General features: G+C 51.9%; 10 protein-coding genes. 9 read left to right on the top strand and 1 reads right to left on the bottom strand.

Annotated elements, in window-relative coordinates:
- Window positions 1-74: 74 nt before the first annotated feature.
- Entirely contained in the window at window positions 75-2681 is a 2607-nt protein-coding gene (locus CRP01_RS05925; RefSeq protein ID WP_099149085.1) for a lamin tail domain-containing protein, read from the bottom strand.
- Window positions 2682-2794: 113 nt separating this feature from the next.
- On the opposite strand from CRP01_RS05925, the gene CRP01_RS05920 reads away from it, so the two are divergent.
- The 9 genes from CRP01_RS05920 (at window position 2795) to CRP01_RS05880 (ending at window position 12622) form a co-directional block, all read left to right on the top strand.
- Complete coding sequence (locus CRP01_RS05920; RefSeq protein WP_099149084.1) at window positions 2795-3811, top strand: aspartate-semialdehyde dehydrogenase; 1017 nt, start codon at window positions 2795-2797, stop codon at window positions 3809-3811.
- 240 nt (window positions 3812-4051) lie between these two features.
- Window positions 4052-5545 carry a hypothetical protein gene (locus CRP01_RS05915; RefSeq protein WP_099149083.1) on the top strand — a complete coding sequence of 498 codons (1494 nt, stop codon included), beginning with the start codon at window positions 4052-4054 and terminating at the stop codon, window positions 5543-5545.
- Window positions 5546-5782: 237 nt separating this feature from the next.
- Window positions 5783-6376 (top strand): hypothetical protein, encoded by a 594-nt coding sequence (locus tag CRP01_RS05910; RefSeq protein WP_143473284.1) that lies wholly within the window; start codon window positions 5783-5785, stop codon window positions 6374-6376.
- A 187-nt stretch (window positions 6377-6563) separates the two neighbouring features.
- Window positions 6564-7040, top strand: a complete 477-nt coding sequence (gene coaD, locus CRP01_RS05905) for a pantetheine-phosphate adenylyltransferase (RefSeq protein WP_099149170.1) — start codon at window positions 6564-6566, stop codon at window positions 7038-7040.
- Window positions 7041-7142: 102 nt separating this feature from the next.
- Entirely contained in the window at window positions 7143-7826 is a 684-nt protein-coding gene (locus CRP01_RS05900) for a YjjG family noncanonical pyrimidine nucleotidase (RefSeq protein ID WP_099149081.1), read from the top strand.
- Between the two features lie 68 nt (window positions 7827-7894).
- The gene (locus CRP01_RS05895) at window positions 7895-8119 is read left to right on the top strand and encodes a hypothetical protein (RefSeq protein WP_099149169.1); all 225 of its coding nucleotides are present in this window, start codon (window positions 7895-7897) and stop codon (window positions 8117-8119) included.
- A gap of 132 nt (window positions 8120-8251) precedes the next feature.
- Entirely contained in the window at window positions 8252-9862 is a 1611-nt protein-coding gene (locus CRP01_RS05890; RefSeq protein ID WP_170110251.1) for a CotH kinase family protein, read from the top strand.
- A 99-nt stretch (window positions 9863-9961) separates the two neighbouring features.
- Entirely contained in the window at window positions 9962-11596 is a 1635-nt protein-coding gene (locus tag CRP01_RS05885; protein ID WP_170110250.1) for a CotH kinase family protein, read from the top strand.
- 66 nt (window positions 11597-11662) lie between these two features.
- Window positions 11663-12622, top strand: coding sequence for a YheT family hydrolase (locus tag CRP01_RS05880; RefSeq protein WP_099149078.1), 960 nt, complete (start codon window positions 11663-11665; stop codon window positions 12620-12622).
- Window positions 12623-12697: the final 75 nt, after the last annotated feature.

Raw genomic sequence — 12697 nt, 5'->3', positions numbered from 1 at the left:
GTTCCCGATTGGTCAGTACAGCTTTACAAAATTTCGAAAATTTTGCAAAGCTAAATTAGGGGCTCTCAGCCCGCTCAATTCCCCAACATCCCCGCCAGTACACAACTCTCCTGCCAGCGTTCCACCGTGCCGTCCGGATTTACCAGTTCCACCCAAATCACATAGATTCCGATACGGGCCTTGTGTCCGTCCGCATGCGTGCCGTCCCATTTGTAGACGGCCTCTACCGGGAGGAGCTCATTGCGCAGCAAACGCCGCACGAGCCGACCGTTGGCATCGAAGACCTGGATAGTGGCCAGGTAACCCGGGCGGTCAGCAGCTACCTGCAGTAACAGCAGATCCTCAAATCCGTCGCCATCTGGTGAAAAGCGTTTATTGGCCAGACTAATTATATTACCGGTACTGGGTCGGACCGGCAGGTACTGGGAGTTTTCGTAAGTCGGGGTAGCAAAACCGGCGGAACCGGCCGCAGAATGCCAGTTACCCGGGCTGTTGGTCGGCGCCTCCGTATCGACCCGTTCCAGGCTCACGCCGCGTTCTTCTGCGAGCAAAGGAGAATGCAGGTCAGCGGTGTAGGCAAAAGAATCGATCACTATAAAAGCTTCGTTCCGGATGGTGAGTTGTCCTTCGTCGCTCATGGTGGGCAGGTCATTTTCCAGGAGGCGTTCGGGAAAATTGACTGTATACCGATCCAGAATATCTTGCGCGGATTCCGTGATGACAACATATTCGCCGGGAAAGATGAGCAAGTCACCGTCGATGCTTTCATTGCGGTCGCTGCCGTCGGCCTGCCGGTTATTGATGAACCAGTCCCGGAGATTGATCGTCTTATCCGAGCGGTTGTACAGTTCGATAAAATCCTCGCCGCCCACTTCCGGGAAAAAGAGGAGTTCATTGATCACGACATCTCCCGGTGCTGCCGATTGCGCAAGACCAACCCGGCGGACTACGGGAGAGGTGCTGGAATTGCCCAGGCAATCGGTGAGGCCAGCCCCGGCGCTGATCTCGTAAATGCTTCCGGTTTGTAGCGGGGCATCCAGCATGAGCAGTATTTCCCGTCGGCCGGGTTGGAGAAAGGCATCGCTGATACCTACGCCTCCGTTGATGGCGTAGGTCATCGGATCGTTCGCGGTGACCGGATCCAGTGCTTCATCAAAACGCAGCAGGATTTCCGTGTCACTTTCCGCATAGGCAGAAAGCAGAACCGGCCCGTCGGTTTCCAGTGGCCGGCCATTTACACTATTTTCCAGACCCGGGGTACCTCCGGCCGGCGCTTCGGAAGCGATCCAGTTGCCCGGACAATCCGCCGGCTGCGTGGTTTCGATCAATTCCAGAGACCAGCCTCCGTCCGCTTTTTCACTATCCCGGTACCAGCTGAGATCATAACTCAGCTCCTGCAGAATTCCGTTGTCCTGATCCGTGAGGCTTACCTGATCTCCGCCGTTGGTGAGGGCCGGAAAACTCTCAATGCTGAGCGTGGGGCCAAATGCCGCCAGTTCCGCCGAATCATCGTGATCACAGATGGCGACGTAGGTGTTGGGGTAAAGGGGATAATCGGGGAGACGGCGCGGCGTACTGCCGGTAGAGATACCCACCCCTTCCAGCTGCAAAACTTTATCGCTGGCGTTAAACAGCTCAATGTATTCCGCGTTGGGCAATGCGCGGGGAGGGGAGGGATCGGCCATGAATTCGGTGATGATCAGATCACCGGGTTCCGGGGGAGATAATTCCAGGTAGAAAAATTCGGAAGTCTGTTCCCCGGCTATATTTCCGTTGGTATCGGCCACTCCCATTACCGTCAGGGTGTAGTTGGTTTGATTGGCAAAATTTTGAATCCAGCTAAGCAAGAGAATGGTCGGATCTTCCGCCGATCTTTCTACCGACGCCGGATTTCCCAAACCGCCGGATAGGGAAAAATTAGCGGTATTCAGGGCGGTATCGTCGCTGACTATTTCGCTGAACCGGACTTCCACCGTCTGCCGGTCGAGCGGGAAAGCCCCGATCAGTTCGGGAGGTAATAGATCTTCGACCAGCGGATCAACCAAAAGATCATCAAAATGAAAAGCCTCCGAGCGGGTAGCCGAATACACACAGACGTAGCCGAAAAAATGGCCAACCGGGTAGGTATTGTCCGTGACTTCCCCTTCGATCTGGTAATTCTCGTTTCCGTCGTAATCCACCGCCAGTTGCCAGAGACCGGTCTCGGACCGGGTCACCTGAATGCGGGCCAGTACGGGCTCGCTTCCCACCGCACCGGCGGTAGCGCTGAGCAGTAATTCAGAGGCATTGCCGTCCTGCCGGTACAACTCGATGGCGTCTTCACTGCCGGAGATACCGCCGATCCTGAGGTAATAACCCGAAACGTTGCTCGTGAGATCAGCCCCGGAAGCACTGAGATAGACGAGGGCGTAATTGCTGCCGGAAGGCGCAAAGTCCAGTCTGATCCAGGTTTCCCAAATGGTCGTTTCTTCGGTGCCGGTCATGGCCGGAATACTTAGATAGGCCCGGTTGCTGCTTCCGGGATCGGGGTCGGATAATTGCAATTGCCCGTCGATCACCGCAAACTTTTCCAGGTCGCCCTGCCACCCGCTGAGATCCGGGTCCGAGAAATCTTTTCGGAGAAATTGAGCGCAAATAGGGGTACTTAGCCCGAGAATTATTAAAAAAAGTAAGGCTTTCATACGTCCAAAAATAGCAATAAAGGCTTTATGACCGTATCTTTGCCCCCCGGAATAAATCCGAGTTAATCAAAACTTAATACCCGGCGGGGCTACCCGCTGCTAAAAAAAAAATTATGAAAGTTGCCGTTGTAGGGGTAACTGGTCTGGTAGGTACGGTAATGTGCCGTGTTTTGGAGGAACGCCAGTTTCCCATTGACGAATTTTTACCTGTAGCATCCGCGCGCTCCGTTGGCAAGAAAGTTACCTTCAGAGGTGAAAGCTATTCCATAATCGGGATGGAAGAGGCGGTAGCCGCTCAACCCGATATTGCTATCTTTTCTGCCGGTGGCAGCACTTCCCTGGAATGGGCGCCCAAATTCGCGGCTGTCGGTACGACCGTTATCGACAATTCTTCGGCCTGGAGAATGGACCCGAATAAAAAACTGATCGTTCCCGAAGTGAACGCCGACAGTCTGACCGCAGAGGACAAGATCATCGCCAACCCCAACTGCTCCACCATCCAGATGGTCGTGGCACTGGCTCCGTTGCATCGCGCCTTTGGGATCAAACGACTGGTTATTTCCACTTACCAGTCCTTTACCGGAACGGGCATGCAGGCGGTTAAACAATATAATCTGGAAAGCAAGGGCTTTGAGACCAAGCAGGAAGAAATGGCGTATCACTATCCCATTTTTGAGAACTGCCTGCCTCACTGCGACGTCTTCCTGGATAACGATTATACCAAAGAGGAAATGAAACTGGTTCACGAAACCCGGAAGATCCTGGAGGATCAGAGCCTGGCGATCACCGCTACGGCCGTACGGGTACCGGTGCACGGTGGTCATTCCGAATCGGTAAACGTGGAATTTCACAAACCCTTCACCATCGAAGAAGTACGGGAAATTCTGGAAGAAGCCGAAGGAATGGTCGTTACCGACGATCCGGCTAACAACAAATATCCCATGCCGCGCTACGCCAAGGATAAGGACGAAGTTTTTGTAGGTCGCATCCGTCGGGATGAATCTATCGAAAACGGTCTGAACCTGTGGATCGTAGCCGATAACCTCCGTAAAGGAGCTGCTACAAACGCCGTACAGATCGCTGAATACCTCATGGCTAACAAGCTGGTGGGAGAAGCGGTCCTGAAATAAAGACAGCTTTTTGCTGTCTGTTTACTGCGAGGCAGGATTCGGATGCCGGTACCGGTACCCGAACCCCGCCCGCCCGGATCGGGTAAATTTTTCCGCTAATTCCAGCTAAATCAGGAAATTGGAGGGAAAAGTTGCCGGTATTACCCTCAATTTTTTATTTTTGGAGGCTGCATGGCCAAAATGCAGAGCTACTCTGGACTTGGAAGATCAATTAATAAGAACTTTTAGTAACGAAGATTTATGAAGACCAAGCTTGTACTTTGGGGAACTAACGCACAGGAGGAACGTGTATTGGTAGCCTTGGAACTACTACCGAGAGAGAATAAGGTGAATATTTACGAATTCCCGGAATCGGTGGGCACCGAAGCCTTCTACCAGCAAATGATGAATGAATGGCGCGTGGGGCAACCGGTAGAATTTCCGGAAGGGAATTATACCAAAACCGAGAGCGAATTAACGATCACAGACAGTATCCTGCCGGATGACCTGAAAGTAGAACGCGGCGATCTGGTACAACGCGCTCAGGCCGAATGGCATTTTGTAGTGCTTTCTGCCAAGCTCAGTGACGCTTACCATTCGGAACTGGCCGAGATCAAAGACCGGATCGAACGTCTGGATACCTTTGACGATGAGATCTGGAACAATTTAAAAGACTTCTGGGATAAAGTACAGGCACAGGTCAGAGAACGGAACCTCTTCCGGGATCACGCCAACAATCTTCGCAATAAGACCAATGAACTGTTTGGCCGGATGAAAGAACTGCGGGCCAAACTGGACGAACAGTATAAAGAAAAATCCAAAGCCAATCTGGATCGTTTCATGGATCGCCTCGGCGAGATCGAACAAAAGATCAGTGACGGCTTACGCTTTCAGAATATCTTTGACGAACTGAAAGACCTGCAACGCAAATTCAAAAAGGCCGACTTTACGCGCGAACACCGGTCGAAAGTCTGGGACCGGATCGATGCAGCTTTCAAAACGGTGAAGGAAAACCGCTTCGGTTCTTCCGGCGGGGACGATAAATCTCCCGTAGACCGCATCAAAAGACGTTACGACGGGCTGCTGGCCGCCATGAGCAAAATGAAGCGGTCCATCAGCCGGGACGAAGAGGAACTGCAGTTCCAAAACCGCCGGATCGCCACTACGGACGGGCAGCTGGAAGCACAGATCCGCCAGGCGAAGATCGTCATGATCGAAGAACGGATCCGCTCCAAGCAGGATAAGTTCATGGAAATGGAACGCACCAAGGCTGAACTGGAGAAGCGCATGGAAGCAGCCCAGGCCAAAGAGGAAAAACGCAAAGAACAGGAGAAGATCGAAGAGGCCAAACGCAAAGCCCAGGAGAAGATTGCCGAGGAGATCAAGGAGGCCGCCGAGGCCAGAAGCGAGGATGATGAAAAGCTGGAAAAAGCCGCCGAAGCGCTCGCCGCTAAGAAGGCTGTTCCGGAAACTCCTGAAACTCCGGAAGCCGATACATCCGAGGCTGCATCCGAAACGACTGATGACGAAGCGGATGATTCGCTGATCGACGCCGTCGGCAGCACCATGGGCGAAGTAGTGGAGGATGCCGTCGATACGTTCAAAGCCATCGCCAAAGTGGTGGGTGGCCAGATCGGAGAGGCACTAGAAGATCTCAAGGAAAAAATGGATGATGTCCGGGAGGATATCGAAGAGGAAGTCGATGAGATCAAAGCTAAAGTGAAAAAAGCTACTGCTTCCGACGAGGAGGAGTAAAATAACCATCAACAGGGTGCTCATCCCAACTCCGTGCGGGAATCGCAGTGGAGCCGGGATGAGCCCCGTTCTATTCCCGATCTTCAATGGGGAATGCACCGATCCTACAAAAGGGCTGACCACAACGAAAGGCCATTCCGCCAACTATTTACAGTGGTTCCCGACCCACCGATACAACCCTTTTCCCACCTAAATACTCTTTCCAAAGAATCATTGTTAGAAGAGTAATTCATTTAAATGCAGATCAGAATAATTATTTGTTTGGTTTTAGGCCTGACGGCCTTGCAGTTGAACGCCCAGGATGATGCCGCCGTGGAAGCTGCCAAAAAACAGGAAGTCTGGGAAGAGACCGTTTCTTATGCCGGTCGCTTTCAGGTGAGCGCGCCGGGGTATATGGTGGAGAAAACGGATACGCTGGAGACCAAACTGGGTCAACAGGTCAATCATACCTTCTTTTACCAGTCGCCCGATAAAAAATCGGATAACCTGTTCTATATGGTCAGCTACGTAGATTATCCGGAAGGGACCATGCACATGGACTCGGTCGACCTGCTGGGAGAGTTCTTTGAAGCGAGTGCGGAAGAGGCGGCCTTCAGCATCACCGGTGATCTGGTTTACAGCAACCCACGGGACTGGAACGGCTATCCGGGGCAGGTCTGGCGGGTAGACTATCTCAAAGGTCAGGCGATCATTAAAACCAGGGCTTTTCTGGTGGAAAACCGCTACTATACGATCCAGACCATTATGCTCCGGGACAACAGTCTGAACCCTTCTACCCAAAAGTTTTTCGATTCTTTTTACCTGCTGGACGGGGACGCTTCTGGTAATTAACCCTACTTTTACGGTAGCCTAAAGATGTAGAGTACAGCCAGTAACAGGTAGAGGGAAACAGGCTATGATCAGCAGCAGGACATACCGCTCCGCACGCCGGATGATGGTCCTTTTGCGTTTTCCCTTGCATTCCCTCTATCCCGGATCGCCGGCCCTCTACGCAATAAACTGCCAACTGCTACCGATCATGTCAAGAATTGCTGTTTTTCCGGGATCGTTCGATCCCATTACCAGTGGCCACGTGGATCTGGTGAAACGTGCCCTGCCCCTTTTCGATCAAATCATAGTAGCCATCGGGGTGAATACCACCAAAAAATACCTCTTCGATCTGGATCAGCGGATCGAATGGCTGGAAGCCGTTTTTGAAAAAGAGGAGAAGGTAAAAGTGGATTACTTTGAAAACCTGACCGCCGAATATTGTCGCCGCATCGGGGCCGATTACCTGCTGCGGGGCTTGCGGAACGCTTCGGATTTCGATTACGAAAAAACCATTTCACAGCTCAATAATATCATCGGCGATAATCTCGAAACGATCTTTTTGATCAGTCGCCCGGCTTTTTCCCATATCAGCTCCACCATCGTCCGGGAGATCATTAAGGGTGGGGGAGATGCCAGCCCGTTCCTGCCGGCGGAGATTGTGATTAATGGGCATGGGATTGGGTGAGGGGGAGACTTGGAGACTGGGTGATGGGGAGACTTGGAGTAGGGGTGAAGATTAGTGCCTGCTTCCAGGTGGCGGATTCACTAAATTAATCATTTGCTGAGCATGAAATCCTACGACTGGCTCCTGCTGGATGCCGATAATACCTTATTTGATTTCGACCGTTGTGAAGGGCAGGCGCTGCAGCTGGCGCTGGCGGAACACGGTGTACCTTTTGCGGATGATCATCATCCGACCTATAATGTGATCAACCGGCAGTGCTGGCGTGATTACGAAGAAAAAAAGATCACCAAGGAGGAATTGAGGCTTCGCAGATTTGAATTGTTCTTTAATTCTATCGGAGTTTCCCTGGATCCGGATCAATTTGGCCGTAATTATTTAGTACATTTGTCTACCGCTGCCTTTTTACTGGACGGAGCCCTCGAAACATTGGGAAAACTTCAGGCCAACCACCAATTGGCCCTGGTGACCAATGGGCTCAAAGAAGTGCAACGCCCCCGATTGGAGGCCGGCGCATTGAATGGATTTTTTGACGTGATCATCGTTTCGGATGAGATCGGATACGCCAAACCCCACGCGCCGTTCTTCGAATACACTTTCGAGCAGATCGGCCGTCCGGAAAAAGAAAGGGTGATGATCGTCGGCGATAACATCAATGCCGATATCAAAGGCGGGCTCGATTATGGGATCGATGCCTGCTGGTTCAACCCGGGGCAGCAGGACAAACCCCACGATATTCAACCTACTTATGAGATCCAGAACCTCAGTCAACTATTATCCTTGTTGTAGGGTAAACGCGGGAGGTATGGCCTGAAATTCCTGGCCGCCGTCCGGTGTGCACCCATATGCTAATCGATATGGAATATTTAGGATTGTTTGTGGAATTGTTGTTACTCCTGGCCGGAGTATACCTCTACCTGTTTGCCATCGGTCGACTGAAGTTCAAAGACGAAGCTACCCGGCAAAAGGCCGAACAGTTCCGGGCCCAGAACGGTACCTGGCTGCGACTGGCCGCCCTGGCGCTGACGGCGATCATGGTGATCAATATTTTTATCCATATCAGCCAGTTAACGGCCGGATGATACCGTTTCTTAAATGATTCGTATCGGTCCTTTTAAGTTGAATACCCCCTGCTGCATTTTTATTAATATTGCATAAAGAAGCAATTTACCCATTACTTCATCCTGCGAGATGAACATCACAAAATGAAAATAATGCAATCCCTGAAACTAGCGATCACATTTTGCTTCCTGACCGGAAGCATTGGGCTTTTCGCCCAGGATGACTTTTTCAAAGTTGATCAAGTCCAACAAATTCACATCACATTTGAGCAGGAAGACTGGCGTTATCTCCTGGATTCTCTGCGCTACAACGGCGAAGAACTGCTGCCGGCTACCGTTCGCATCAACGATGAAGAACTGGAAGGCGTCGGAGTTCGTTACCGCGAAGGCCGGGCGTTTACGCCCGCCGCCAAAAGGAACGGCCTGTTCCTGCAACTGGATCTGAAAAAAGACGGCCAGGCCTACCAGGGCTACACTTCCATCGATCTTTCGGACGGGGTCCGCGACCCAAGTATGCTGCGGGAAGTACTGGCGCACGAAATTGCCCAGCCTTACCTGCCGGCACCGCGCGCAAATTTTGCCAAAGTATTCATCAACGAAGAACTCTACGGGCTGTTCTCCAATATCGAAGTCATCGGTAAACAATTCCTCACCCGCAATTTTGCGGAGACCGACGGCACTTTATTTGCGGCTACCCCGGACTACATCGTACCCGCTCCGGAAGAATGCCGGTCCAAGCTCTACGCCAGCCTGCAGGTGGACAATTCCGCCGCTTGCTACCAGCACAATTTCACGGCTCTGCAAAATGCCGATTGGACCGCTTTGTTCGGACTGGCTAAAACCCTGCAGGACAAACCGGGCGAGATCGAAAAGGTACTGAATATCGATAAGACCCTGTGGATGCTGGCCTTCAACAACGTGCTGGCCAATCTGAGCAGCTACTCCGGGCAGTACAGCCCCAACTATCTGCTGTACCGGGACGAGAGCGGGCGTTTTGTGCCCATCATTACGGGTTTCAACTTTGCTTTCGGTAGCTATAAGAACACCGGAACGGGTTCCGATCTGGGTACGGTGGAAATGTTGCAGCTCGATCCGATGTTACACGCCGATGATCCCAGCAAACCCCTGATCAGCGTATTACTGGGCAATGAAAAATATCAAAAGCAGTACCTGGCCCACATGCGGACCCTGATCAATAATCACTTCAAGGACGATACCTTCAACAAAAGGGTAGAGGCGCTGCAACTGATGGTATTGCCGGACCTGGCCGAAGATGAGAACAAATACTATACACTGGCGGAGATCGAAAAAAGTCTGACCACCACCATTGGCCGGAAAAGTAAGATCCCCGGTCTGGTGGCGTTTATGAACAAGCGGATCTCTTACCTGGAAAACCACCCGGCTTTCCGGATCCTGCCGCCGGCCATTGAAGAAGTGGAAGTACGGCAGAGAGAGCGTTTCTCCAACGAAAAGATCTCGGATTTCCGGATCCGGGCCAAAGTGGATCAGTATACCAACAAGGTAGTGGTATACTACCGTTTCAGTCCGGAAGAGACCTTCACGGCCCTGCGTATGATGGATGACGGCGGGCACTTCGACGAAGGCGCCGGGGATAATATTTACGGAGCAATTATTGAACCCTCGGGTGGGAAAGATCAGTTAGAATACTATATCCAGGCGGAAAACGCCAAGGCGATCAGCTACGACCCGATCGATTATACGGTGACCAAACACAAGGTCAGCCTGGCTGAACTGAACCAATAATTTATGGGTCGTTGTGAAAATAAAACACTGGTTACCATCATTTTAATTAAAATCTTTATTTTCATACGAATTCTACTGTTCACCACCCCAAAGACGATTATGAAAAATAACTGTACACTAAAAAGTTGCCTCGGGGCCGTCCGGCTAAGCATGTTCTGGATGGGCCTGGTACTGGCATTGCCGCTCTCCGCCCAGGATGATGCGAAGGACCTCTACGATATGGATCATATCATTGAGGTCAAGGTAAGTTTCCAGGAAGATAACTGGGAGCAGATTCTGGATTCCCTGAAGCAGATGGGTAACGACCATCGGCTGGATGCGGAAGTATCGGTGGACGGAAAATTGTACAAGGGAGTTGGTGTACGCTACAAGGGGAACAGTTCTTACTTCAATGTGAGAAAAGACGGCTCTTCCAAACTGCCGTTCAACATTGAGTTCAACCACGTAGACAAAGATCAGCGATTACCGGGCGGTTACGAGACGCTGAAACTGTCCAACGTATTTCGGGATCCCAGCTTTCTGCGGGAGGTACTGGGGTACGAAATGGCTGGTAAGTACATGCCTTCGCCCCGGGCGAATTTCGCCAAGGTATTCGTAAATGACGTTTATCTCGGACTCTACAACTGCACCGAATCGGTAGATAAGGATTTCCTGGAAAAGTTCTATCAGCAGCCGGAAGAGGAGGAAGGTACGTTGGTCAAGTGTGATCCGGACTGGCACGGCCGGTCGATCTCTTCCTGTCCCGACGGGGATAAGGCGTCCCTGATGTACCTCGGTACGGATTCCATTTGTTATAAGTACCTCTACGAAATGAAATCCGATGCAGGATGGGACGATCTGATCGAACTGACCCGGGTGTTGAACAAGGAACCGCAGAACCTGGAAAAGGTCCTGAATGTGGACCAGGCGCTGTGGATGCTGGCGTTCAATAATGTGACGGTTAATCTGGACAGCTATACCGGCCGGCTTTGTCACAACTATTACCTCTACCGGGATTCATTCGGCATCTTTCAGCCGATCCTCTGGGATATGAACCTGTGTTTTGGTGGGTTCCGGTACGCGGGACTGGGCCGCCCGCTCTCCAATGAGGCGATGCAGGAAATGAGTATGTTCATTCATTATAAGGAGAAGAACGATAAACGTCCCCTGATCACGACCCTGCTGGCGGACGATTTTTATCGCAAAGTCTATGTGGCCCACATCAAGACCATTTACAAGGATTATCTGGCGGATTCTACTTATCTGGATCGCGCCCGGGAGATCGCGACCCTCATCGACACCCACGTGCAGGAGGATACCAATAAGCTGTATACTTACGAGGATTTCCAGAAAAACATCCTGGAAACAACCCGGGTGGACGAGACCAACATCATCGGCCTGGCCGAACTGATGGAGGGGCGGACCAAATACCTGCAGGAACATCCGCTGATCGTCAAGGAAGAGCCGGTGATCTCCGATGTTAAGCACGAACTTAGCGACAACTCCGTCACGATCTCGGCCACAGTGAACCAATCCGAACAGGTTTGGTTGTATTACCGAACCGTGGCCAAAGGCCCGTTCCAAAGAATAGAAATGAGTAATTCCAGCGGTTATTCCGAAACGGTTAGTGAAAATATCTGGGCCATCACCCTGGATAAGGGAGACGTGCTGGAATATTACCTGGCGGCCGAGGGAGATAAAGCACTAAGCCTTTCTCCGGAACGCGCCGCTTTCGAATTTTATGTTGTAGAATAAGTGGGAGCCCGGAGCAGGAGCAGGGCATTTCCTCCTGCTCCGGACCCCCGCATCATGCTGTAAGAAATGCCATACCTCCAATCAACCACTTACCCCGGACCGCCATTTTTTCAATTCAACGGACATTTACAAACCATTATCCCGGCATTCCGCCGGATCGATATTCCCTACGAGCGCGAACGCATCGACCTGGAAGACGGTGATTTTCTCGACCTGGACTGGCTGGATAACGGCAGCCGCCAGCTCGTTATATTATCCCACGGCCTGGAGGGCAATAGCAGCCGTCCGTACATCAAGGGCATGGCCCGCCGTTTCTCCGATGACGGCTGGGACGTGCTGGCCTGGAACTGTCGCTCCTGTAGCGAAGAGATGAACCGCAATCCACAACTCTACCACCACGGAGAGATCGACGACATTCACCAGGTGATCCGGCATGCGCTGCGTACCCGCGATTATTCGGACATCACGCTGATCGGTTTCAGTATGGGGGGTAGCATCCTCCTCAAATACCTGGGCGTCAACGCCGGTGAGCTGGCTGATCCGGTGCGTCGGGGCATCGCTTTTTCCTCTCCTTGCAATCTGGCCGCCAGCGCCGCTTCCCTCGAAGCACCTGGCAATGGATTTTACCGCCGCCGGTTCATGCGGGCCCTCGAAACGAAACTGCGGGCCAAGGAACAACAGTTTCCCGGCCTGCTGGACGTCAGCAATTTCGAACGGGTCCGGGTATGGCGGGATTTCGATGAATTTTTCTCCGCACCTCTGAATGGCTTTGATTCGGCCGAAGATTTTTATTATCAGGCCTCCGCAGAAAACTTTATGTCGCAAATCCGGGTTCCGGTACTATTGGTGAACGCCTGGAACGATCCCATCCTGCCGCCGGCCTGTACGCCGGTGCGTCTGTGCGAACAGCATTCCAGTATATTTCTGGAAACGCCGAGCAAGGGCGGGCACGTAGGTTTTTCCGTAAGCGGACAGAACTACAACTGGATGGAGACCCGTGCCTGGGAGTTTGCTGGTGCCAACTAAATGAACCGAAATAAAATTTAGCCTTCAAGACCCTGCTTTCCCAATCCCGGTTGTCAATTCTTTACCGGTCCGTAA

The sequence above is a fragment of the Flavilitoribacter nigricans DSM 23189 = NBRC 102662 genome (genome assembly GCF_002646595.1).
In the GTDB taxonomy this organism is placed as follows: Bacteria; Bacteroidota; Bacteroidia; order Chitinophagales; family Saprospiraceae; genus Flavilitoribacter; species Flavilitoribacter nigricans.
The sequence above is the reverse complement of the archived record's forward strand: the minus strand, read 5'-3'. Positions and strand labels throughout refer to the sequence as shown.

Coding starts and splice junctions, on each gene's coding strand:
- CRP01_RS05885 (WP_170110250.1), top strand. CDS start 9,962: ATGAAAAATAACTGTACACTAAAAAGTTGCCTCGGGGCCGTCCGGCTA.
- CRP01_RS05890 (WP_170110251.1), top strand. CDS start 8,252: ATGCAATCCCTGAAACTAGCGATCACATTTTGCTTCCTGACCGGAAGC.
- CRP01_RS05910 (WP_143473284.1), top strand. CDS start 5,783: ATGCAGATCAGAATAATTATTTGTTTGGTTTTAGGCCTGACGGCCTTG.
- CRP01_RS05900 (WP_099149081.1), top strand. CDS start 7,143: ATGAAATCCTACGACTGGCTCCTGCTGGATGCCGATAATACCTTATTT.
- coaD (WP_099149170.1), top strand. CDS start 6,564: ATGTCAAGAATTGCTGTTTTTCCGGGATCGTTCGATCCCATTACCAGT.
- CRP01_RS05915 (WP_099149083.1), top strand. CDS start 4,052: ATGAAGACCAAGCTTGTACTTTGGGGAACTAACGCACAGGAGGAACGT.
- CRP01_RS05880 (WP_099149078.1), top strand. CDS start 11,663: ATGCCATACCTCCAATCAACCACTTACCCCGGACCGCCATTTTTTCAA.
- CRP01_RS05920 (WP_099149084.1), top strand. CDS start 2,795: ATGAAAGTTGCCGTTGTAGGGGTAACTGGTCTGGTAGGTACGGTAATG.
- CRP01_RS05925 (WP_099149085.1), bottom strand. CDS start 2,681: ATGAAAGCCTTACTTTTTTTAATAATTCTCGGGCTAAGTACCCCTATT.
- CRP01_RS05895 (WP_099149169.1), top strand. CDS start 7,895: ATGGAATATTTAGGATTGTTTGTGGAATTGTTGTTACTCCTGGCCGGA.